General features: G+C 71.5%; 16 protein-coding genes and 5 pseudogenes. 10 read left to right on the top strand and 11 right to left on the bottom strand.

The window, feature by feature from the left end; all coding sequences use genetic code 11:
- Positions 1-11 precede the first annotated feature (11 nt).
- The 6 genes and pseudogenes from I8N67_RS26670 to I8N67_RS42925 form a co-directional block, all read left to right on the top strand.
- Positions 12-1,061, top strand: coding sequence for an asparaginase (locus I8N67_RS26670; RefSeq protein WP_200306381.1), 1,050 nt, complete (start codon positions 12-14; stop codon positions 1,059-1,061).
- Between the two features lie 208 nt (positions 1,062-1,269).
- On the top strand, positions 1,270-2,682 hold the full coding sequence (gene aspA / locus I8N67_RS26665; RefSeq protein WP_200306333.1) for an aspartate ammonia-lyase: 1,413 nt from the start codon (positions 1,270-1,272) through the stop codon (positions 2,680-2,682).
- Positions 2,683-2,775: 93 nt separating this feature from the next.
- Positions 2,776-3,714, top strand: coding sequence for a glutaminase (locus tag I8N67_RS26660; protein ID WP_200306331.1), 939 nt, complete (start codon positions 2,776-2,778; stop codon positions 3,712-3,714).
- 66 nt (positions 3,715-3,780) lie between these two features.
- The gene (locus I8N67_RS26655; protein WP_200306329.1) at positions 3,781-4,173 is read left to right on the top strand and encodes a hypothetical protein; all 393 of its coding nucleotides are present in this window, start codon (positions 3,781-3,783) and stop codon (positions 4,171-4,173) included.
- Positions 4,174-4,315: 142 nt separating this feature from the next.
- Positions 4,316-5,714 (top strand): annotated as a pseudogene (mptB, locus tag I8N67_RS26650) (polyprenol phosphomannose-dependent alpha 1,6 mannosyltransferase MptB).
- A pseudogene (locus I8N67_RS42925) lies at positions 5,711-6,568 on the top strand (glycosyltransferase family 87 protein); the annotation flags it as partial. The pseudogenes mptB and I8N67_RS42925, both read left to right, overlap by 4 nt.
- Positions 6,569-6,843: 275 nt before the next feature.
- Here the strand turns inward: I8N67_RS42925 and I8N67_RS26640 are convergent.
- Positions 6,844-8,046: a D-alanyl-D-alanine carboxypeptidase family protein gene (locus tag I8N67_RS26640; protein ID WP_200306327.1), complete on the bottom strand. Its 1,203-nt coding sequence runs from the start codon at positions 8,044-8,046 to the stop codon at positions 6,844-6,846.
- 250 nt (positions 8,047-8,296) lie between these two features.
- Positions 8,297-9,424: a transcription termination factor Rho gene (gene rho, locus I8N67_RS26635; RefSeq protein WP_200306325.1), complete on the bottom strand. Its 1,128-nt coding sequence runs from the start codon at positions 9,422-9,424 to the stop codon at positions 8,297-8,299.
- 392 nt (positions 9,425-9,816) lie between these two features.
- Here rho and I8N67_RS26630 point away from each other — a divergent pair, with 392 nt between their 5' ends.
- From I8N67_RS26630 to I8N67_RS26615, 4 genes are all read left to right on the top strand, one after another.
- The gene (locus I8N67_RS26630; RefSeq protein ID WP_200306323.1) at positions 9,817-11,619 is read left to right on the top strand and encodes an alkaline phosphatase family protein; all 1,803 of its coding nucleotides are present in this window, start codon (positions 9,817-9,819) and stop codon (positions 11,617-11,619) included.
- 141 nt (positions 11,620-11,760) lie between these two features.
- Positions 11,761-12,540 carry an SDR family NAD(P)-dependent oxidoreductase gene (locus tag I8N67_RS26625; RefSeq protein WP_234046328.1) on the top strand — a complete coding sequence of 260 codons (780 nt, stop codon included), beginning with the start codon at positions 11,761-11,763 and terminating at the stop codon, positions 12,538-12,540.
- A 6-nt stretch (positions 12,541-12,546) separates the two neighbouring features.
- Positions 12,547-12,987 (top strand): VOC family protein, encoded by a 441-nt coding sequence (locus I8N67_RS26620; RefSeq protein WP_200306321.1) that lies wholly within the window; start codon positions 12,547-12,549, stop codon positions 12,985-12,987.
- Positions 12,988-12,998: 11 nt separating this feature from the next.
- On the top strand, positions 12,999-14,531 hold the full coding sequence (locus I8N67_RS26615; RefSeq protein ID WP_200306319.1) for an MFS transporter: 1,533 nt from the start codon (positions 12,999-13,001) through the stop codon (positions 14,529-14,531).
- 144 nt (positions 14,532-14,675) lie between these two features.
- Here the strand turns inward: I8N67_RS26615 and I8N67_RS26610 are convergent.
- From I8N67_RS26610 to I8N67_RS26575, 9 genes and pseudogenes are all read right to left on the bottom strand, one after another.
- Positions 14,676-15,440: pseudogene (locus I8N67_RS26610) on the bottom strand (SDR family NAD(P)-dependent oxidoreductase); the annotation flags it as partial.
- Between the two features lie 41 nt (positions 15,441-15,481).
- A complete protein-coding gene (locus I8N67_RS26605) occupies positions 15,482-16,375 on the bottom strand; it encodes a LysR substrate-binding domain-containing protein (protein ID WP_234046327.1) in 894 nt (297 codons plus the stop codon).
- 254 nt (positions 16,376-16,629) lie between these two features.
- Positions 16,630-17,019 (bottom strand): annotated as a pseudogene (locus I8N67_RS26600) (fumarylacetoacetate hydrolase family protein); the annotation flags it as partial.
- The gene (locus I8N67_RS42920; protein ID WP_234046326.1) at positions 16,931-17,161 is read right to left on the bottom strand and encodes a hypothetical protein; all 231 of its coding nucleotides are present in this window, start codon (positions 17,159-17,161) and stop codon (positions 16,931-16,933) included. The gene I8N67_RS42920 and the pseudogene I8N67_RS26600, both read right to left, overlap by 89 nt.
- 73 nt (positions 17,162-17,234) lie before the next feature.
- Positions 17,235-18,542 (bottom strand): FAD-binding oxidoreductase, encoded by a 1,308-nt coding sequence (locus tag I8N67_RS26595; protein ID WP_234046325.1) that lies wholly within the window; start codon positions 18,540-18,542, stop codon positions 17,235-17,237.
- Positions 18,543-18,552: 10 nt separating this feature from the next.
- Positions 18,553-19,530: a cyclase family protein gene (locus tag I8N67_RS26590; protein ID WP_200306317.1), complete on the bottom strand. Its 978-nt coding sequence runs from the start codon at positions 19,528-19,530 to the stop codon at positions 18,553-18,555.
- Positions 19,527-20,545 (bottom strand): annotated as a pseudogene (locus I8N67_RS26585) (amidohydrolase family protein). The gene I8N67_RS26590 and the pseudogene I8N67_RS26585 overlap by 4 nt, the downstream one beginning before the upstream one ends.
- Positions 20,542-21,666 carry an FAD-dependent monooxygenase gene (locus I8N67_RS26580; protein ID WP_200306315.1) on the bottom strand — a complete coding sequence of 375 codons (1,125 nt, stop codon included), beginning with the start codon at positions 21,664-21,666 and terminating at the stop codon, positions 20,542-20,544. The pseudogene I8N67_RS26585 and the gene I8N67_RS26580 overlap by 4 nt, the downstream one beginning before the upstream one ends.
- A gap of 9 nt (positions 21,667-21,675) precedes the next feature.
- Entirely contained in the window at positions 21,676-22,122 is a 447-nt protein-coding gene (locus I8N67_RS26575; RefSeq protein WP_200306313.1) for an antibiotic biosynthesis monooxygenase family protein, read from the bottom strand.
- Positions 22,123-22,267: the final 145 nt, after the last annotated feature.

The following is a 22,267-nucleotide window of genomic DNA, read 5'->3' as shown; positions in this document are numbered from 1 at the left end:
ACCACGCAGTGATGTACGACCCCACGACCACCGGCGCCGCGGCGATCCCTGCGGCTCCGGTGGGCGCGGCCCCCGCGATCCGGGAACCGCTCCACGCCCCCGTCGCCCACCTCGTACGCGGAGGTGTCATCGAGGGCATCCACTACGGCTCCGTCGTGGTGCTGGGTGCCGACGGGGAGGTGAAACTCCAACTCGGCGACATCGAGGCGGCGTTCTACCCCCGGTCGGCGCTCAAGCCGGTCCAGGCCGTGGCCATGCTGCGCGCCGGACTGCCCCTGGACGGCGAACTGCTGTCCCTGACCGCGGCCAGCCACTCCGGCGAGGAACGCCACCTCGCCGGAGCCCGGCGCATCCTGGAGCTGGCCGGGGCCACCGAGCACGACCTGCGCAACGTCACCGACATGCCGTACGCCCCCGCCGTCCGCGACACCTGGATACGGGACGGGCGCCGGCCCTCCCGGCTCGCGCAGAACTGCTCCGGCAAGCACGCGGCCATGCTCTACACCTGCAAGCTCAACAACTGGTCCCTCGACGACTACCTCGACCCCGCCCACCCGTTGCAGCAGGCCATCGCCGAGATCGTCGAGGACCTCACCGGGCAGGCCATCGCCCAGGTGACCGTGGACGGTTGCGGCGCCCCCCTCTTCTCCGTCTCCCTGCACGGCCTGGCCCGCGCCCTCGCCCGGATCACCACCGCCGCCGAGGACACCCCCGAGCGCGTCGTCGCCGACGCGATGCGCGAGCACCCCGAGATGGCGTCCGGCGCCGGCCGCGACGTGGCGGCGCTGATGCGGGCGGTGCCCGGGCTGCTCAGCAAGGACGGCTTCGAGGGCGTCCAGGTGGCCGCGCTCCCGGACGGCCGGGCCGTCGCCGTGAAGATCGCCGATGGCGCCGACCGGGCCCGGATCCCCGTCACCGCTGCGGCCCTCGCCCGCGCCGGCGTCGACCCGGCGGCCCTCGCCGCGTTCGCGGGCGCCCCGCTGTTCGGCGGCGGCGAGGTGGTCGGACACATCCGGCCGGCCCGCGCCCTCGACCCGCTCACGGACGCCACGTCCGTCTGAACCCGGAGCCGTCTGAACCCGGAGCCGTCCGAAGCCGGATCCGTCTGAACCCGGAGCCGTGTGAACCGAGATCAGTCTGAACCTTCGGCCCACCCGAACTCGTCTCCCCTGCGACCGACCGACCGTCCCACGAAGGCGCGGCCCCACCGAGGCCACGCACGACCGGGGCCCACCCGCACCCACCTCAAAGAAGAGGACCCGTACCGCCATGACCGCCGCAGTGACCCGCAGCGAACACGACCTGCTCGGAGACCGCGACGTCCCCGCCGACGCGTACTGGGGCGTCCACACCCTGCGCGCGACGGAGAACTTCCCCATCACCGGGACGCCGATCTCCGCCTACCCCCATCTGATCGACGCCCTGGCCGCCGTCAAGGAGGCCGCCGCCCGGGCCAACGAGGAACTCGGCCTGCTCGCCCCCGCGAAGGCCGCCGCGATCATCGAGGCCTGCCGCGAGATCCGTGACGGCAAGCTGCACGGCCAGTTCGTCGTCGACGTGATCCAGGGCGGAGCCGGCACCTCCACCAACATGAACGCCAACGAGGTGATCGCCAACCGGGCGTTGGAGCTGCTCGGGTACGTGAAGGGGGATTACGGGCACCTGCACCCCAATGAGGACGTCAACCTCGGCCAGTCGACGAACGACGTCTACCCGACCGCCGTGAAGATCGCGACCGTGTACGCGGTGCGTGAGCTGCTCAAGGCGATGGCGGTGCTCCAGGACTCCTTCGCCCGCAAGGCCGTCGAGTTCCGCGATGTGCTGAAGATGGGCCGCACCCAGCTCCAGGACGCGGTCCCGATGACGCTGGGCCAGGAGTTCTCGGCGTACGCGGTGATGCTCGACGAGGACCGCCTGCGCCTCGCCGAGGCCGTCGAACTGGTCCACGAGATCAACCTGGGCGCCACGGCGATCGGCACCGGGCTCAACGCCCCCGCCGGGTACGCGGAGTCGGCGCGCCGCCACCTCGCCGAGATCACCGGGCTGCCGCTGGTGACGGCGGCCAACCTGGTCGAGGCGACCCAGGACTGCGGCGCGTTCGTGCAGATGTCGGGGGTGCTGAAGCGCATCGCCGTCAAGCTCTCCAAGAGCTGCAACGACCTGCGGCTGCTCTCCTCAGGACCGCGCGCGGGCCTCAACGAGATCAACCTGCCGCCGGTGCAGGCCGGTTCGTCCATCATGCCCGGCAAGGTCAACCCGGTGATCCCCGAGGTCGTCAACCAGGTCGCCTTCGAGGTGATCGGCAACGACGTCACCATCACCATGGCCGCCGAGGCCGGACAGCTTCAGCTGAACGCCTTCGAGCCGATCATCCTGCATTCCCTGTCGGAGTCCATCACGCATCTGCGCGCCGCCTGTCTGACCCTCGCCGAGCGGTGCGTCGACGGCATCACCGCCAACACCGAGGCCCTGCGCGCGAGCGTCGAGAACTCCATCGGCCTGGTCACCGCCCTCAACCCGCACATCGGGTACACGGCGGCCACCGACATCGCCAAGGAGGCCCTCGCCACCGGCCGGGGCGTGGCCGAACTCGTCCAGGAGAAGGGCCTGTTGCCCGCCGAGCGGCTCCAGGAGCTGCTGCGGCCCGAGGTGCTCGCGGGCAACGGCGCACCCCTGGCCTGACCCCGAGGGGCGGGCCGGGCGCACCCCCGACCCGCCCTGCTCCCGCCTCATCCCCGACCGGTGACGACGCGCCAGGACCGGCGCGGAGGGACAATGGTGATCATGACAACGACGTCGTCCCTCACCTTCCAGCCGGTCCTGGAGCGCATCGCCGAGGAGATGGAGCAGACTCCGGCCCGGGGCCGGCCCGCCGACTACATCCCGGCGCTCGCGGCCCGCGATCCGGGCCGCTTCGGCATGGCCGTCGCAGAGCTCGACGGCACGGTGTACGGCGTGGGGGACTGGCGGGAGCCGTTCTCCACGCAGTCCATCACCAAGGTCTTCACCCTCGCCCTCGACCTGGCCCGGGAGGGCGCCGTCCTCTGGGAGCACGTGGGCCGCGAGCCCTCCGGCAACCCCTTCAACTCCCTGGTCCAGCTGGAGTACGAGAACGGCATCCCGCGCAACCCGTTCATCAACGCGGGCGCCCTCGTCGTCACCGACCGCCTCCAGAGCCGTACCGGCGACGCGGCCGGCGAGCTGCTGTCCTTCCTCCGCGCGGAGAGCGGCAACCCGGGCCTGGACTTCGACCGGGAGATCGCCGCGTCCGAGTCCGCCCACGGCGACCGCAACGCCGCCCTCGCCCATTTCATGGCGTCGTACGGCAACATCGGCAACCCGGTGCCGGTCCTGCTGGAGCAGTACTTCCGCCAGTGCTCCCTCACCGCCTCCTGCGCCGACCTGGCCCTCGCCACCACCTTCCTGGCCCGGCACGGCGTACGCGCCGACGGCACCCGTTTTCTGACGCGCAGTCAGGCGAAGCAGGTCAACGCGGTCATGCTCACCTGCGGCACGTACGACGCGGCCGGCGACTTCGCCTACCGCGTGGGCCTGCCCGGCAAGAGCGGGGTGGGCGGCGGCATCATCGCGGTCGTACCGGGCCGCTGCACGCTGTGCGTATGGAGCCCGGGTCTGGACGAGCGGGGCAACTCGGTGGCGGGAGTGGCGGCGCTGGACCGGTTCACGACGCTCACAGGATTGTCTGTTTTCTGACCTCTCATACCATTCGGCCGAAAACGCGCTTACGGTGGAGACGTTCCGCTCGCAGGATTGTGCGGCATGAACATGACCAAGAGATTGGCTGTCATCGGTACGACCGCTGCCGCTGTCGCCGCCACCACGCTGGCCATGGCCCCCACCGCGTCGGCCGATTCCTACAACGGGTGCGGCTACCCCCGCGTCTGTTTCTACCTCACCGTCTCCAACTGGAACAACGCCAGCTACACAGCCGCGTACCAGGACGTCACGACGTCCTACCAGAACCTCGGCGCCAACAGCCGTGGCGCGGACAAGGTGCACAACACCCGCAACGACGACCGGGCGTATCTGCGCTACGTCGTCGACAGCACCGGCGCGACCCAGTACCTCTGCCTGCCGCCGAACCACACGGCGACCTTCCCCGCGGGCAACACCGTGACCGGCATCAGGATCGACACGGCGTCCTCCTGCTGATCGGCACCACAGCGCGGTAGGGCCGACCCGCCGACCCGTCCGGGACGGCGGGTTCGCTCATGGTCACGTTCCGGTACCCGACTGGAGGGCGCCGCGTCGCCTCCCCGCCACCCGGCGTCGACACGCTGACCGAGTGTTGGCCATTGCTTTCCCCGTCGACCTCCGCCGCTGCCAGGCCCTCGGCCTGGCCGGATCCGCTTTCCTCGCCCTGGGAGGTGAGACCGCCGGTGCCCTGCCGGTCCAGGACCTGCTGTCACCCACCTCGGGGCGCGGAGCACTGGGCCTGGTCGGTGTCTACTTCGGCGTCGTCCTGCTGATAGCCGCCTGGGTGCTGCTGGGCAAGGTGATACGCGGCCCGAACCCCCGAACCCCCGACGCCCCGCGCCCTGCTCCTCGTACTGGCCGTCTGGGCGGCGCCGCTGCTGCTCGCGCCACCCCTGTTCAGCCGGGACGTGTACAGCTACCTCGCCCAGGGCGCCATGGTCGACGCGCACATCGACGTCTACACACACGGGCCCGCCCGGCTCGGCGGACCGCTCGCCGACGAGGTGGCACCCATGTGGCAGCACACGGCGACGCCGTACGGGCCGGTCTTTCTCGCCCTGGCCTCCGGGCTCTCCGGTCTCACCGAGGGGCGGATACCGGCCGGGCTCATCGGCATGCGCGTGATCGCCCTGCTCGGTGTGGCCCTGATGGCCGTGGCGCTGCCCCGGCTCGCCCGGCACAGCGACGCGGACCCGGCCGCCGCGCTCTGGCTCGGCGCACTCAACCCGCTCGTGCTCCTGCACCTCGTGGCCGGGGCCCACAACGACGCGATGATGCTCGGGCTGCTGGGCGTCGCACTGGTCGCCGGGCGAGGCCGCTGGTACGTCCTCGGCGTGGCCCTCGTGACGCTCGCCGCCCTGGTCAAGGCACCCGCCGCGCTCGGCCTGCCGGCGGTGATCGTGATGCGCGGCCGCACCGGATGGATACGGACGACCCTGACCACGGTGGCCGTCGCCTCGGCCACCACGGCCGCCGCGACCGCCCTGACCGGCACGGGATACGGCTGGATCGCCGCCCTGCGCACCCCGCTCTCCCCGCAGAACTGGTCGCCCACCAGCGTCCTGGGCCGCGCCACCGGCACCCTGCTCCACGACTTCGGCAGCGACCTGGCACCCCTCGCGCTCCCGGCCTGGCGCGCGGCCGGACTGCTGGTGACCCTGGCCGTCGTCCTCTTCATATGGCTCCGCCTCAGACCCGGCCCGGTGTACGCGCTGGGCCTCAGCCTGGCCGTGGTGGCGCTGCTCGGCCCGGCGGTCCGGCCCTGGTACGCCCTGTGGGGCCTGTTCCTCATCGCCGCGGCCGCGGCGAACGCCTCCGTGCAGCGCCGGGTCGCGGCCGCCAGCGGGGTCCTCGCGCTCGCCGTCCTGCCGAGCGGCGACCCGGCCGACACCGAGCAGATCGTCCTGGCGGTGTGCGGAGGAGTGCTCGCGGTGGTCGTGCTGTGGCAGGCACACCAGGCCGCTTGGGCGCCGCCGGTCCTGGAGCGGACGGCATGAGCGAACCGCGACACCCGCGGTTCCCGCCGCGCACCGACGGCGCCCGGACACTGCTCGTCCTCGGCCTCGCCACCGCCGTGACCGTCTTCACCGCGACCGTCCCGCTGCTGCGCGACTGGTTCGACCTGCGCGGCCCGACCAGGGCCATCGACACCTGGGTCCACCACGACGGCCGGATCTACGACTACCGGGGGCGGGGCACGACGTACGGCTTCACCTATCCGCCGTTCGCGGCCGTCACCATGCTGCCGATGGCCCTGGTCGGGCCGCGCACCGCGATCGCGCTGTGCCTGGGGCTCGACCTGGCGGCACTCGCGGCCGTCCTGTACGTGCCGGCCGGGCCGCTCCTGCGCCGCTACGGCTGGTTCGGCACCTCCCTCGCCCTCTGCGCGCTCGCCCTGTTCGAGCCGCTGCGGGACACCTTCAGCTTCGGCCAGGTCAACCTTCTGCTGCTCGCTCTCGTCCTCGCCGACGCCTGGCTGCTGTCCACCGGCCCAGGGCGCCGGGCGGGCGTCGGCATCGGCCTGGCGGCGGCGATCAAGCTGACACCCGTGATCTTCATCGGTCTGCTGCTGCTCGCCCGGCGGTGGCGGGCCGCCGGGGTCGCGACGGCCGTCGCCGCGGCCGCCACCGCGGCGGCGGCCTGGATCGCCCCGGCCGCCTCACGCTTCTACTGGACCGAGGCGCTGTGGGACACCAGCCGCATCGGCCGCCTCGACCATGTCTCCAACCAGTCGCTGCAAGGCGTGCTGGCCCGGCTCGTGGCACCGCACGAACCGAGCCGTGCCGTCTGGGCGTTGCTCGTCCTCGCGGTGCTGTGCGTGTGGGCATGGCGCGTGCGGACGGCGGTGCGCGGCGAGGACTGGACGGTCGCGTTCGCCCTCACCGGGCTGACCGCGTGTCTGGTCAGCCCGATCACCTGGGTGCACCATCTCGTCTGGCTGCTGCCGTCCTTCGCCGTGCTGGTGCGGCACCGCCGGCTGCTGCCGCTCGCGGCGGCGCTCTACGCCGTGCTGTGCAGCAGCGTCGTCTGGCTGTGGTTCGACTACGCCTCCGGCATCGGCGGCTTCCTCGGCAGCAACACCTATGTGTGGATCACGCTCGGCCTGCTGCTGTGGCTGCCGATCGGTCAGTCCCGGGTGAGCCGGCCTTTCTTGAGCCGCAGCGTCAGCACCACGGCCGCCGCACCGAATCCGGCCGCACCGGTGATCGCGCCCGCCTCCGGCCAGCCCGGACCGGTGGCCACCTCCTTCTTCTCCTTCTTCTTCTCCTCGCGGACGTACGGCGACTCGAGGGAGGCCTGAGGTGCCGCCGCCGGGCGCGGCGGCAGGAGTGAGCCCACGGGATCGACGCGTCCGGCGGCACGGAAACCCCAGTCGAGGAGCGAACGCGTCTCCTCGTAGACGGCGAAACCACCGCCCGCGCGGGGACGCATCACCGTCACGACGAGGGTGCGTCCGTCCCGTTCGGCGGCGGAGATCAGGGTGTTGCCCGCGTTGCTGGTGTAGCCGTTCTTGATGCCGATCAGCCCCGGATAGCGGTCGACGCCGGCGCCGGTGAGCAGCCGGTTGGTGTTCTGGATGCCGTACGCCGAGCCGCCCGCCGGGAACTTCGCCCTGGCCGTGGCGCAGTACTCGGCGAACTCCGCGTTGCGCAGCCCGGCCCGGCCGAACACCGCGAGGTCGTACGCGGACGACACCTGTCCAGGCGCGTCGTAGCCGTCGGGCGAGACGACATGGGTGTCCCGGGCGCCCAACGATCGGGCCTTGTCCCGCATCTGCTCGGCGGTGGTCCGCCAGCCGCCGTTGAGGGCGGCCAGGACGCGCACGGCGTCGTTGCCCGAGCTGAGGAAGACTCCGCGCCACAGGTCGGCCACGCGGTACGTGCGGTTCTCCTTGACGCCGACCAGACTGCTCCCGGCGCCGACGCCCGCCAGTTCCTCGCGCTCGACGGTGTGTCTGAGGCCCGCCGGGAGTCCCGGCAGCACGGTGAGCGCGAACAGGGTCTTCAGTGTGCTCGCCGGCGGCAGCCTGCGGTGCGCGTTGTGCGCGGCGAGCACCTCGCCCGTACGGGCGTCGGCCACCAGCCACGCCACCGCGGAGACGTCCCGGGGCACCCGGGGCGCCCCGGGACGCGGTCGCACATGCGTCCCCGGCCGGTACAGCGACGGCGGCTCCTGCTCGGCCTTGGCGTCCTGCGCGCCCGCCCCGGGGGAGAGCCGGCCGCCCTGCGGGCTCGACGCGAGGGCCAGGGCGCCCATCACGCAGGCGGCGGAGCAGCAGACGGCGACGCGGGCAACACGGGCAGTGCGGGATGAGAATCCGATGGTCATACCGCAAACGTAGGAACGGTCGCGCCGCAGACCGGGGTGCCAGGGCCGGGCGAGCGGATCGAACACCCGGATGCCTCACGCCGGCTGTGTGTCCGCGCGTCGGTGGGGGGCCTTGAAGCCAGGCGGCACCACCGTGCTCTTCAGGGGCGCGGGGCTGTGACATCGTGCGGCTTCGCCGCGTGGGCGCGAACAACCACATCCAACCCGCACCCGCCAACGCACCCCCACCCCCGACCTCTATCGCGACGCTCTATCGCGACAGCTGCCCCAGAAACGCCGCGTTGTCCGGCGTGGCACGCAACCGCTCCAGCAGCGTTTCCAGGTTCGCCTGCCCCTCGCGCGACCGCAGGGCCCGCCGCAGCCCTCGTACGGCGCTCGACTCGGCCGGTGCCAGGAGGAGTTCCTCGCGGCGGGTGCCGGAGGGGACGATGTCGACGGCGGGGAAGACGCGCCGGTCGGCGAGGGCGCGGTCCAGGCGGAGCTCCATGTTGCCGGTGCTCTTGAGTTCCTCGAAGAAGAAGTCGTCGGCACGCGAGCCGGTCTCCACCAGGGCGGTGGCCAGGATGGTGAGAGAGCCGGCCTCCTCGGTCAGCCGGGCGGCGCCGAAGAGCCGCTTGGGACCCTGGAGCGCGGCGGCGTCGACTCCACCGCTGAGGGTGCGGCCACCGGCGGCGGCCGCGTTGTTGTGGGCCCGGCACAGCCGGGTCAGGGAGTCCAGGAGGATCACGACGTCCTCGCCCTGTTCGACGAGCCGCTTGGCGTGCTCCACGACGAGCTCGGCGAGCGCGATGTGCTGCTTGGGGGACCGGTCGAACGTCGAGGCGTACACCTCGCCCCGCACGGAGCGCCGCATGTCGGTCACCTCCTCGGGCCGCTCGTCGAGCAGCACCACCAGCAGGCGGGCCTCGGGGTGGTTGGCGGCGATCGCGGCGGCCACCTGCTGGAGCAGTACCGTCTTGCCCGTCTTGGGCGGGGCGACGATCAGCCCGCGCTGGCCCTTGCCGACGGGAGCCACGAGGTCGACGAGCCGGCCGGTCACGCCGCTCGTCGGGTGTTCGAGCCGCAGCCGCTCGCGCGGGTGCAGCGGGGTGAGGTCGTGGAAGTGCGGGCGGCCGCGCAGCTCTTCGGGCGTACGGCCGTTGAGCCGCTCGACCTCGGTGAGTCCGCGCCGGCCGTCGCGCACGCCCTCGACGGTGTCGCCCTTGCGCAGGCCGTACCGGCGGATCAGCGCGGCGGAGACCTGTGGGTCGGCGGGCGTGGGCAGGCCGCTCTCGGTGCGCAGGTGCCCGTGCCCGCCCTGGGCGATCTCCAGGACGCCGGTGACCCGGGCCGGAGGCTGCTGATGAGTGGAAGTGCGTTCGAGTGTGGTGGTGGTCATGGGTGAGGGGGTCCTTTCGAGGACGTATGGCAGACACATGGAGAAGGGGGAGGGGAGAGCACACACCCGCGGCTACGGCGAAGCCGTGTACGGCCGTACGTCAGAGACGGGCCGTGGGCGGCAGGTGGTGCGGAGAAGCTGACGGCCGATCGGGAATCGACGGGCGGTTCAGCGGATCAGAGATCTCAGAGAAGATCTCGGGAGTTGAGAGAGCGGCACCGGCGCCCGAAGAAGGGGCGATACACAGGTGCCGAGGCAAGCGTACCACTACCGGTGGCGGGCCGTTGGGGAGTTCCTTACCGATGGCTTACCCGTGGTCTTTGAACTGATCTCGCGGACCCCTCGTACAGATGGGGGCACGACCAGCGGTCTTCGTACGGAAGGAACGTCGCGTGTCGCTCTTCACGCGCTCCAGTCAACTGCCGGACACGCATGGGACAAGCGAGGCCGACGAGACCTCGGAGGAGGGGGCCGCGTCCCCGCCGGAAAAGGCCGGCGGGCGCCGGGCCCGCTGGAAGAAGTATCCGGAGGCGCTCCGGCGGAAGTACCCCGTGGCCGCGCGGAGCGTCTCGTGGGGGATCACCGCGCTGGCCGCCGCCCTCGTACTCTTCGCACTGCTCATGCCGGGCAAGGCCGAGTTCTTCCAGGCGCGGCAGTTCCTGCGGATACCGGTGGAGCCGATCCTCGCCGCCGCCCTGCTGACGGCGCTGCCGCGCAGGCCGCGGCTGGTCGCGGCGGTCCTGACCGGGGTGGGCCTGGCCGCGCTCGTGGTGGTGAAGGGCCTGGACATCGGCTTCAACCAGTTCCTCGGACGCGGCTTCAACGTGGTCCTCGACTGGGGTCTGCTCGACGACGCCGAGTCGTATGTGAAGGACACGCTCGGCGCCACGGGGGCGCGGGTCGCCGTCATCGGCCTCGTGGCCCTGGTACTGCTGCTGTTCGTCGTCATGGCGCTGGCGGTGGTGCGGCTCGTGAACCTCCTGGTCCGCGACCGGGACCGCGCGACCAAGGGCACGATCGTCGCCGGAACGGTGTGGATCACCTGCGCGGCGCTCGGCCTGACGCCCCTCGGGACCACCGCCGTCGCCTCCAGGAACACCATCGGGTTCGTGCAGGACCGCTTGGACCGGGTGCGCGAGACCCTCAGGGACGAGGCCGCGTTCGCCAAGGAGGCCAAGAAGGACAAGTTCGCCGATGTGCCCGCCGACCAGCTCCTGACCGGACTGCGCGGCAAGGACGTCATGTTCACCTTCATCGAGAGCTACGGCCGCGCCGCCCTGGAGGACCCGGCCATCGCGCCGGGCGTGAACGAGGCGCTCGACGAGGAGGGCGAGGCGCTGAGCAAGGCCGGGTTCGCGGCGAAGAGCGGCTGGCTGACCTCCGCCACGTACGGCGGCAGCAGCTGGCTCGGGCACTCCACGTTCCTGACCGGCCTGTGGATCGACAACCAGAGCCGCTACCGCACCGTCACCGCCGGCGAACGCCTCACCCTGCCCGGCGCGTTCGACAAGACCGGGGCCTGGCGGACGGTCGGCATCGTGCCCGGCGTGCAGAAGAACTGGCCCGAGGGCGACTTCTACGGACTCGACAAGGTCTACGACTCCCGCGATCTCGGCTACCAGGGGCCGAAGTTCAGCTGGTCGACCATGCCCGACCAGTACGCCCTGACCGCGTTCGAGCGCCTGGAGGCCGCCAAGAAGGGCGGCAAGCCGCTGATGTCGCAGATCATCCTGACCTCCAGCCACCAGCCCTGGGCGCCGCTGCCGAAGATGATCGGCTGGGACGAGGTCGGTGACGGCTCCGTCTACAAGGGCATCGAGAAGGCGGGCAAGGACCCGGCGGACGTGTTCACCGACCCTGTCAAGGTGAAGGAGGAGTACGGCAAGTCCGTCCAGTACTCCCTGCACAGCCTCCTGCGGTACGTGGAGAAGTACGGCGACGAGAACACCGTGCTGGTCTTCCTCGGCGACCACCAGCCCATGGCCAGCGTCAGCGGAAACGGCGCCGACCACGACGTACCGGTCACGGTCGTCGCCCGCGACCCCAAGGTCCTCGACAGGATCGACGACTGGGGCTGGTCGGACGGTCTGCGGCCCGGCGACGACGCTCCCGTCTGGCGCATGGACTCCTTCCGCGACCGCTTCCTCACCGCGTACGGCAAGGAGCCGGACGTGGCCGCCTCGCCCACGCCGTAAGGAGTCCGCCGGTCGCCGGTCGCACTCCCACATACCTGCCATACGAACGCCCGATGGGCCTGACGCGTCCCTTTTCTTGTTCTGCCCATTGGGCGTCCCTACGCTTCCAGAACCGCACTCCGGCGGCATGGGACAAGGGACATGGCGAACATGGGCCGACTGGCCGGGAAAACAGCGTTCATCAGTGGAACGGGGGTCGGAATAGGCCGGGCGGCTGCCGAGATATTCGCGGCCGAGGGCGCACTCGTATTCGGCTGTGACATCGACGCGGACGCGGCCGCGGAAACCGTGGAAATCGTCGAGAAGACCGACGGAGTCATGCGCTCCCTGGCGCCCGTGGACCTCTCCACCGAAGAAGGCGCCCGCGCATGGATCGACGCGGGCATCGCGGCCTTCGGCGGCATCGACATCCTCTACAACAACGCCTCCGCGCTGCGCAACGGCCCGTTCGAGACGATGCCCGCCGAGGACTGGTACTTCACGATCAGGAACGAGCTGGACATCTCGTACTTCTGTACGCGGGCCGCCTGGCCGCACCTGATCGCGCGCGGCGGCGGAGCCGTCCTCAACGTCGCCTCGGTGGCCGCCGTGCGAGGCGCGCCCTTCATACCGATGGTCCCGCACGGCGCCGCCAAGGGCGGGGTCCTGGCGATGAGCATGCACCTGTGCGCGGCCGGCGCCCCGCACCGCATCCGCGTCAACACCATCGCCCCCGGCATGACCCGCACCTCGGCGACGGCGCCCTTCCTCGATGACCCCGAGGGACCGAAGGCACGACTGGAGGCCCGTATCCCGGCCGGAAGGGTGGGGCAGCCCGAGGACATCGCACGCGTGGCGGCCTTCCTCTGCTGCGACGAGGCGGCCTTCGTCAACGGCGCCAACCTCATGGTCGACGGCGGCGACAGCGCCATGGCGGGCTGAGCGCCGATGGACGCGCGACTCGACCACGTGGGCGTCACCGTACGCGACCTGCCCGCCCAGACCAGCTGGTACCAGGCGGCGTTCGGCCTGAGGACCGTCTTCGAGTTCGCCCTCGAAGGGCCCGGTCTGCGCGGTGTCGTCCTCGAACACCCGCACCAGGGCTGGCGCGTCGAACTCCTCGCCCGGCCCGGGTCCGTCCCCGGCCCCCGGGCACCGGACCCGCTGACCGCCTCCCTCACCGAGGGATACGGGCACTTCGCGGTCACCACCCCCGCACTCGACCCCGTCCACCGGGCCTTGCTGGCCCACGGAGCGGGCGACGTCATGGCACCCGGGCCGTCCCCCGAACCCGGAGTACGCATGGCCTGGGTCAGCGACCCCGAGGGAAATCTCATCGAACTCATAGAGAAAAGCGTCTCGCGGCGCGCTGAGCAGAAGTCAGAGTGAGGGCACGTACGATGACGGATTCCATCTCCTTGAAAAGACTGGACCGCGGAACGCTCATAGCGTGCTGTCTCGCGGTCGCGGCGGCACAGTTGTGCATTACCGTGCCCGCCCCGATCAACGGTGAGATCACCAGCGCATTCAGCGCCTCCGCGTCCCAGGTGGCGTGGGTGACCTCCGCCTTCATTCTGCCCACCGCCATTCTGGAACTGAATTTCGGCGTGCTCGGCGACATCTTCGGCCGTAAACGGCTGCTGGTGCTCGGCGGATTCATTCTCGCGCTGGGCGAACTCATCAACGCCACCGCCCAGTCGATCACCATGCTGTGGATCGGCCAGGGCGTCGCCGGCGTCGGCGCCGCCGCGCTGTTCCCCTCCTCGCTCGCCGTGATCGCGGCCGCCACGCCCGACAAGCGGGACCGGGCCAAAGCGGTCTCCACCTGGGCGCTGAGCATCTCCCTCGCCTCCGCGCTCGGCCCGCTGTCCTCCGGCATCCTCGGCACGGTCACGGACTTCCGCTGGGCGTTCGTGCCGCCCGTCGTCCTCGGTGTCCTGGTGGGCGTGGTCTGCTGGAAGTGGGTCACCGACTCCAGGGCGCCGAAGGGCCGTTCGCTGGACTGGCCCGGCCAGATCACCATCGCGGTCGCCCTCACCGCCCTGCTCTGGGGTGTCATCGAGGGCTCCGACAAGGGCTGGGGCGACCCGGCGATCGTCGGCACGCTGGTGCTGGCGGCCGTCGCCCTCGCCGGGTTCGTCTACGCCGAACTGCGCTCCGAGTCGCCCATGATGAACCTCTCCCTGCTGAAGATCCCGTCCTTCGCGGCCGCCGCCGTGGTCGCCCTGGTCGGCATGCTCGGCTTCATCGGCACCGCGTACTGCGTCTCCATCCGGCTCGGCGCGGTGATGCATCTGAGCGCGCTCGACGCGAGCATGCCGTTCGTGATCCTCCAGCTCATCCCGCTACTGCTCGCCCCGGTGCTCGGCAGGATGCTCACCCAGGTCGACGCGCGCCGGCTGCTCGCCGGCGGTCTGCTGCCGATGGCGGCGGGACAGTTCTGGCTGGCGGCCATCCCGATCACCACGACCTCCCTCGGGGCGTTCATCGGGCCGGTGCTGCTGCTCGGCGTCGGCTTCATCTGCGTCGTCTCCTCACTGACCCAGGCCGCCGTCAACGCCGTACCGATCGAACTGACCGGCATGGCCAGCGGCGCCACCAGCCTGGTCCGCGAGTTCGGGCAGGCACTCGGCCCGGCCGTCATCAGCGCGGTCGCCATGAGCACGGCCTCCGCGCAACTGGCCGGCAAGCTCACCGGACCCGGCGCGGCGATCAACGAGGCGGGCGGCCCCCTCGCCGTCGTCAACGTCCCCGACGCCGGAGCGGAGGCCCAGGCCCTCGCCCAGGACGCCCTCGCCAGTGGCCTCTCCCTCGGCATGACCGTCTGCGGCATCGCCTCCCTGGCCGGCGCCGCCGTGACCCTCGTCCTGGTCCGCAGGAGCGTGGCGCGCGAGGCCACGGGCGAGCCCGCGGTGGAGGCGTCGGCGGTCTAGGACCGGTCAGCCCCTGGGCGCCCAGCCGCTGTACGGCGGCCGGCACGTGCCCCTGGTTCCCTCCCCGGAACCGGGGGCACAGCCATGCGCCCGCGGCCGGCCGATCCTTCCGAGTGCCGCCCGTCGACCGGTGATCACTGCGTACGCGTCCAGCGCGTTCGTGATCGCCTTCACCCCGCCGTGGGCCGCGTAACCGCCGTCCACCGTGATCTCGGAGCCGTTGACGTACGACGACTCGTCGGAGAGGAGGTAGACGACGAGCGGGGCGACCTCGTCGGGGGTGCCCGCGCGGCCCTGAGGGGTCATGGACAGATGGGCCTCGACGAACACCGGGTTGGCGGAGGCCATCAGCGGGGTGTCGATGTAGCCGGGGTGGATCACGTTCGTACGGATGCCGCGCGGGGCCAGCTCCAGCGCGGCCACCTTGGACAGGCCGCGCAGGGCCCATTTGCTGGTGGTGTACGCGACGGCGTGGTGGGCGGTGAGGCCCGCGACGGAGCCGACGTTGACGATGGCGGAACCGGCGGGCATCAGCGGGGCGAGGGCCTGGATGCCGAGCATCGCGCCGGTGGTGTTGACCGCGAACGCCCGGTTCCAGTCGGTGAGTTCGACCTCGCCGAGCCGGGCCCGGACGGCGATGCCCGCGTTGTTGACGAGGCCGTGCACGACCTTCAGTTCACCGGCGAGGGACGCCCAGTCGTCCGGCGACGACACATCCAGATGCCGGAAGCGCACATCGAGGCCGTCGGCGCGCAGGGACGCGGCCAGCTTCTCGCCGGCCTCGTCGAGCACATCGGTCGCGACCACCGCCGCGCCCTCCCGGGCGGCGGCCGCCACCTCGGCGGCCCCCTGCCCCTGCGCGGCTCCGGTGACGACGACGGTACGGCCCGACAGACGCGTACGGCTCACGGTTCCTCCACTGGACGGGGGCGGGATGTCTCCCGTCCACGCTAGGAAGCGACCGTCAGCTCCACAAACGCGTGTTCACCATGGCTGGCATCCGTGCCGTCGATCCGCCGCGAGGGCGCCGCGCCGAGCGGCCGCGGCTCGTCCAGGGAGGCTCCCACCCGCCGTACGGTCTCCCGCAGCCAGCGGTGGGCGGGGTCGGCGTGCCGGTTGTGGTGCCAGTACATGGCCTCCACCAGCGGAACCTCCGGGAACGGCGTCGGTACGACCGCGCAGCGCGCGAACCCCTCGTAGCGCAGCGCCAGCCGCTCGGGGACCACGGCGACCAGGTCGGTGCCACTCACCAGGAACGGCAGCACACTGAATCCGGGGGTGCTGACCTGCACCTTCGGGGTGATGCCCAGGGTCTCCAGCTGGCGGTCCGCCGGGGTGAGGCTCTTGCCGATGGCGCACGCGGCGTGCGGCATCTCCGCCAGATCGCGCAGGCCCAGCCGCCCGTCCACCAGGCGCGGATTGTCGGGGTCGACGAGACACACGAACCGGTCGTGCATGACGGCCTCGCTGACGCCCGGCAGCTGATAGCCCAGCGGCACGATCATCAGGTCGTGGCAGCGCAGATGCATCTCCGTCTCCAACTGCCCGTCGACGATGGGATGGAAGTCGAGCCGGACCCCCGGCGCCTCCTCCGCGACGACCCGCAGCAGCGGCTCCACGAGCACCGTCATCACGTAGTCGGACATCACCATCGAGAACCGCTGACGGCTGCGCGTCGGGTCGAAGTGCCGGGTCAGCGACAGGGCCTCCTCCGCCTTGTGCAGGGAGGCCTGGACGACCGGCAGCAGCCGCTCCGCCAGCGGGGTCAGGTCGTACTCGCGGCCGACCCGCACCAGCAGCTCGTCGTTGAAGTGCCGCCGCAGCCGGGCCGGCGAGCCGCTCATCGCGGACTGGCTGGTGTTCAGCCGGACACCACGTGCGTGACGTTCTTCTCCTCCAGAAGTGCTTCCAGCGCCACCAGAAGATTCAGGTCGATCGCCCCGAGGCCCATGTGTGTTTCCCTTCCGGCCGCGTCGTCGAAGCCTGGCGTAACCGGAGCGTAACGACCCGACTTCTGCCGAGGAAGGGGCCGGACGGGAACTCACAGGGATGCGATGACAGTCATCGGACCGGCGAATACGCGCAGGTCGGCGACGCACTACGGCCGGGGTGTCCGGCCTCGCTTGCGGGACCGCGGGAGGTAGACGTCCGTGAGTCCGGGCACGACCCGGTTGGCGAGGGTGCCCAGCCGCTCCACGCTGAGCGTCACCTCGTCGCCGGGTGTCAGCGGCGGCGGCGTACGTTCGCCGATACGCCCCCAGAACTCCGCGAGCGCGCCCCAGCCGCACGTGCCCGACCCGAGGACGTCACCCGGGCGCACCCAGGTGTCGCGGGCCGCGTACGCGATCATCTCCTCGAAGGTCCACGACACGTTGGCGAGGGTGTCCCGGCCGATCAGCTCACCGTTGAGGGTGACCGTCATCTCCAGGTCGAGGAATCCGTCCGCGTCCCGCCGGTCCGCGACCTCTTCGGCGGTGACCAGGTACGGGGGCTTGGCGTCCCGCCTCGGTCAGCGACTCCTCCTCGATGAGGCCCAGCACCGTCGTGCCGGCCGGCAGCGGATGGATCACCTCGCCCCGGACGACCCCGGCGCGCTCCACGCCCTCGTGCTCGTACGTCGTGAACCGCATGCCTCACAGCTCCCAGTGGTTGGTGTTGGTGACCGTGCCGGCGCTCAGATGGCCGGCGAAGAGGCCCTTGGGGTCACGGGCGGCCCGGATCTCCGTCAGCCGCGCCCACTGCTCGTCCCCCCATGAACCTCAGCTGCCGCACGGTGAAGTCGGAGTCCCCGAGATACTGGCCGGCGGTGACCGGCCGCAGCTCCGCCATCGCCCCGTCGAGCCAGGCGCGCAGCTCGGCGTCCCGCCCGGGATCGTCGTGGACGACATAGGTCGCGCAGTAGATCTCCGACTGCAACGAGAAGGCCATGTCCGGTAGTCGCCGCAGCGGAGCCATCGAGAACCAGATGGTGAAGCTCTGCCGGGTCGGCAGCTCGGTGAACACCTTGCGCATCGCCGGCACGACCGCCTCGGCGGGCCCGGTCAGCCAGGCGTTGTCGACGAGATAGCGATGGCCCTCGGGATTGGCGGCCCGCTGGCCCGCCAGCTGTTCGGCGAGCGTGGTCGGCTGCGCCTCGACGCGGAACAGGGCGCGGTCGGCGTACGGATTGGCGTGCAGCGGCGCCAGCGCCTCGGCGGCCTGCTCGGCGGTGTCCGTCATCGAGACACCGGTGACGAGCAGTACGGGCTCCGTGCGACCGGGCGGGGTCTGCGTCAGGGCGACGATCTCGACCAGGTCGGACACCATGTGGTGCATGCCGTGCAGCCAGGTCATCACCTCGTCGAAGAGGGCGAGCGGGTAGGCGTGCACGGTGTGCCCGAGGTGTCGGGGCAGGGGGCGGGTGCGCAGATGGAAGCGCGTGACGACGCCGAAGAAACCCGGGCCGGCGCCGCGTGCCGCCCAGAACAGGTCGCTGTGCCGCGTCTCGTCCGCGCGCACCAGCTCGCCCTCGGCGGTCACCACATCGATCGCGGTGATGTTCTCCGCCGCCCAGCCCCAGCCCCAGCCACGCGCGTTCCACCCCTGACCGCCCTGGAGCAGGAACCCGCCGATGCCGACGGAGGGACAGTGCCCGCCGTTGAAGAAGCGGCCGAACTGCCCGAGATACGGGTTGAGTTCGTCGCCGCCCTTGACGCTGGGCGTCGCCGTCACGATCCCGGTCGCCTCGTCGTACGACAGCTCGCGGAAGCCGCCGAGATCGATCAGCAGCGCGTCCTGCCGCACCGACCAGGCGGCCCAGCTGTGCCCGCCGGAGCGCACGGCGACCTGCCAGCCGCGCTCCAGGGCGAGCGGTACGCCCTCGACGACATCCTCCTCGCAGACAGCCCTCAGCACGGCGGCGGGCGTGCGGTCCGACGGGCGGCGGGCGTTGAAGACCCGCCCGAAGCAGGCCTCGTCGAAGTCCTCGTCGCCGGGGAGATGGAGCGTGCCGGAGAAACGGTTCGTGTCCAAAGGACGCCCCCTACTTGATCGCGATCGGGTTGACGGGCGCGCCCACCGCGCCGGTGACCGGGAGCGGCGCCGCGACCAGCAGGAACTCGTACACGCCGTCCGCCGCGCAGTCGGCCGCCAGCTCCTCCAGGTCCCACATCTCACCCAGCGGCAGGCCCATGTTGGGGATCGCGATCTGGTGCAGGGGCGACATGGCCGGCTCGGCGAACTCATGCGGCCGTACCTCCAGCCCCCAGGTGTCGGAGGCGATCGCGGCGAGTTCCGTGCGGTGCAGCCAGCCGAGGGTGGTGAAGGAGAGGCCCGGCGCGTCGCCCGCCGCGTAGCCGCCCCACTCGCCCAGCCGCCGCACCCGGCCGAGCTGCCCGGTGCGGACGAGGACCAGGTCCCCGCGCCGTACGGTCGAGGTGGCGCCCTGTGCCTCGACCGTGGCCCGCAGATGCTCCTCCAGGATGGGGAAACCGTCGGGGAGTTCGCCGTGTTCGTCGCCGACCGCGCGGCCCACGTCGAGGAGGACGCCGCGGCCGGTGAACGCGTCCGCCATGTGCTCGATGCCGGTCACCGAGTCGCCGTCGCCGTTGACGATGGTGCACGGACGGCCGTTCCACGCCTGCTTGTTGTCGAAGATGTGCCCCAGACCGTCCCACTGGGTGGACGCCTGCAACGGCATCACCACATGGTCGTCGGCGCCGCCGAACCCGTGCGGGAAACCCTGCGTGCCGGCGGCCGCGTCCGAGCCGGTGTCCTTCATGTAGTGCACGGGGTTGATACGGCCCCGGAAACCGCGCTGCGGGCCGGACTCGTTGAACTCCAGCGCCAGGGAGAAGGACCGCCCGCGCCTGACCAGTCCGGCCGCGTGCGCCCGTATCGCGTCGTCGATGTGGTTGAGCGTACCGAGCACGTCGTCCTCGCCCCAGCGGCCCCAATTACGGTACGCGGTACGGGCTTTGGCGAGCTCCTCCTCGATGGGACCGAGCGGCGTGGGGGTCACTGGATACGTCCTTTCAGCAGCAGGTCGAGGGCGTTGCCCCCGGCGACGGCGGTTCGGTCGGCGGCGATCAGACCGGCGGCGTCCAGCCGGGCCACCGGGTCGTCGATGCCCATGTCGAAGGGGTGGTCGGTGCCGAGGACGACCCGGTCGGCGCCCACCGCATCGATCAGTTGGCGCAACGCGTGCGGGGTGTACACGAGCGCGTCGAACCACATCCGCCGCAGATACGCGCTCGGCGGCTCCGCGCATCCACGGGCGTCCTCGCGGGTGTGCCAGGCGTGGTCGGAGCGGCCGATGTACGTCGGAGATAGCCGCCGCCGTGCGCCGCGACCAGTTTCAGACGCGGGAAGCGGTCGAGCACCCCGGTGAAGATCAGATGGGAGAGCGCCACCGTCGTCTCGACCGGCTGCCCGACCGTGTTGCCCAGATAGCGGGTGGCCAGCCGTTCGCCGAGCGAGCAGCCCCACGGATGGACGAAGACGACCGCGCCCAGCTCCTCGGCCCTGCGCCACACCGGATCGTGCGCCGGATCGGCCAGCTCACGGCCGCCCACGGTCGTGGAGACACTGACCCCGCACAGACCGGCACCGGCGACCGCCTCACCAAGCAACTCGACTGCTAGGTCCGGGTGTTGGAGCGGAATCGTGCCCAGGCCGTACAGCCGGTCCGGGGCTTCGGCACAGTGCGCGGCGACGGCCTCGTTGACGGTACGGGCGAGTCGTACGGCGAGACCCTCGTCCGCCCAGTAGTGGTGCATCGGCATCGGGCCGACGACCTGGATGTCGAGGCCCATCGCGTCCAGATCGGCGAGCCGGGCCCGTGCGTCGGTCAACTTCGGGGCCAGCCGCTGGAGTTGGATGCGGTTGACGGCCAGGGACGCGGGAGAGTGGGCGCGCTGCTCGGCGGACAGCTCGGCGGCGAGGCCGTCGGTGCCCGCGCACAGCGCGTCGGCGGCGGGGACGGCGAGATGCCCGTGGAAGTCGACGGTCGGCGTGGCGCCCGTACATGGGTTCATGCGGCGGCCGTCAGGGAGTGCAGGGTCTCGGACATGATGCGGGCCGGATCGGCGCCCGGCGTACCGGGGTTGATCTCCCACTCGGCGAGCCGGAGCGAGTTCTCCAGCACCATGCGCACCCGGGGCAGCCGCCGGGCCATGAAGGCGTCCAGCGCCTCCTCCACCGGCCCTTCCCCGGTCACCAGCTCAGCGAGGAGCACCGCGTCCTCCGCGCACATGGCCGCGCCCTGCGCGATCAGCGGCGGACAGGCGTGCGCCGCGTCACCGATGACCGTCGCCCGGCCCCGGTGCCAGGGCCCGTCGACGAGGACCGACTCGATCCAGCGGTAGTCCACCGCCGTGTCGTCCGGCAGCGAACCGATGATCTTCCCCCAGGTACCGCCGTACCCGGCGCCGCGCTCCCGCAGCAGCGCCAGGGGAGCACGGGGCCCGATGAGCGAGGCGTCCAGGTTCTCGTCGAGGAGGTACGCGTAGCAGCGATCGGGGGAGATCGGGCTGTAGCCGGCCTTGTAGCGCGGGCCGCCGTAGTAGACCTCGGCGCAGTCCATCTCGGCGGGGCGCTCCGCGACGACCCGGAAGATCGACATGCCGACAGGCCTGGGCACGGTGGTGATGCCGATCATGGCACGCATCGAGGAGTGGATGCCGTCGGCGGCCACGAGCAGGTCGTACCGCCCCGTCGAGCCGTCGGTGAAGGTGACGTCGACATGGTCCGCCGTCTGCTCGAACCGCTCGACGCTCAGCCCGAGCCGGACCTCGACCCCGTGCGCGCGCACCGCGTCGCACAGCGCGTTCTGCAGGTCCGAGCGGAGGGCGCCCGCGGTCGCCGGCAGGTCCTCGCCGCCGGTGTGCGGGGTGGACAGCTCGGTCATCGCCTCGCCGTCCGCCGCCAGCAGCCGCATCCGGTCGAAGGGGACGGCCCGGGCGAGCACCCGGTCCAGCACGCCCACCGAGCGGAGCGCCTTGAGCGCGTTGCCCTGGAGGGTGATGCCGTGGCCCACCCCGAACCACCGGGGCGAGATCTCCACGAGGTCGACGGTGACGTTCCGCTGGGCCAGCGCGAGAGACAGGACGCTGCCGGTTATTCCACCGCCGACGACTAGCACGTTCTGGATGGGCATGGTGATCCTTCAGGTGGTCGGGACACTGCGGGTCGTCGGGGGCTGGTCGCGCCCACGCGGCGGAGCCGCGGATGTCACAGCCCCGCGCCCCTGCCGGGGCGCGCCCGCGCTGTAGTGCTCCACCGACGGCGGGCCGGCGAAGAAGGGGCCCACCGCCTCGCGCCAGCGTCGAAAGCGTGCCGACTCCCTGAAGCCCACCGTGTGGGCCTCGACCGAGTCCCAGCCGACCAGCAACAGATACGTCTGCGGGCGTTCCTCGCAGCGCAGCAGCTCGGACCAGTGGAAGCCGTCGGCCTCGGCGAGCACCTCGCGGGCCTCGGCGAAGGCGGCCTCGAAGTCCTGTTCGCGGCCGGCCTCGACAGTCAGCTGGGCATGCTCGACGACACGATCGGCTCCTCGGGGTGGGGTGATCCGAGCCTGAGCGGCGGTCGGTGCCGGGTCAACGGATCGAGGCATCGGCAAGGGGGACGTCATCCATCCCGTACGGCGATGGGCCGCTGATCACGGGCCGTGCGGCGCCCTGATGGCAGGCATCGCGGATGTCCATTTCCGCCGCCGCGCCGAGCTGTCTAGCGTCGATGGCACGACCCCGGCCCCCCTT

Source organism: Streptomyces adelaidensis (genome assembly GCF_016598475.1).
Taxonomy (GTDB): domain Bacteria; phylum Actinomycetota; class Actinomycetes; order Streptomycetales; family Streptomycetaceae; genus Streptomyces; species Streptomyces adelaidensis.
Note: the sequence above shows the minus strand (reverse complement) of the source record. Positions and strands in the feature narration are given on the sequence as shown.

Coding starts and splice junctions, on each gene's coding strand:
- I8N67_RS42920 (WP_234046326.1), bottom strand. CDS start 17,161: ATGCGGTTCACGACGTACGAGCACGAGGGCGTGGAGCGCGCCGGGGTC.
- I8N67_RS26655 (WP_200306329.1), top strand. CDS start 3,781: ATGAACATGACCAAGAGATTGGCTGTCATCGGTACGACCGCTGCCGCT.
- I8N67_RS26580 (WP_200306315.1), bottom strand. CDS start 21,666: ATGCCCATCCAGAACGTGCTAGTCGTCGGCGGTGGAATAACCGGCAGC.
- I8N67_RS26660 (WP_200306331.1), top strand. CDS start 2,776: ATGGTGATCATGACAACGACGTCGTCCCTCACCTTCCAGCCGGTCCTG.
- rho (WP_200306325.1), bottom strand. CDS start 9,424: ATGACCACCACCACACTCGAACGCACTTCCACTCATCAGCAGCCTCCG.
- I8N67_RS26615 (WP_200306319.1), top strand. CDS start 12,999: ATGACGGATTCCATCTCCTTGAAAAGACTGGACCGCGGAACGCTCATA.
- I8N67_RS26670 (WP_200306381.1), top strand. CDS start 12: ATGTACGACCCCACGACCACCGGCGCCGCGGCGATCCCTGCGGCTCCG.
- aspA (WP_200306333.1), top strand. CDS start 1,270: ATGACCGCCGCAGTGACCCGCAGCGAACACGACCTGCTCGGAGACCGC.
- I8N67_RS26575 (WP_200306313.1), bottom strand. CDS start 22,122: ATGCCTCGATCCGTTGACCCGGCACCGACCGCCGCTCAGGCTCGGATC.
- I8N67_RS26625 (WP_234046328.1), top strand. CDS start 11,761: ATGGCGAACATGGGCCGACTGGCCGGGAAAACAGCGTTCATCAGTGGA.
- I8N67_RS26605 (WP_234046327.1), bottom strand. CDS start 16,375: ATGAGCGGCTCGCCGGCCCGGCTGCGGCGGCACTTCAACGACGAGCTG.
- I8N67_RS26620 (WP_200306321.1), top strand. CDS start 12,547: ATGGACGCGCGACTCGACCACGTGGGCGTCACCGTACGCGACCTGCCC.
- I8N67_RS26640 (WP_200306327.1), bottom strand. CDS start 8,046: ATGACCATCGGATTCTCATCCCGCACTGCCCGTGTTGCCCGCGTCGCC.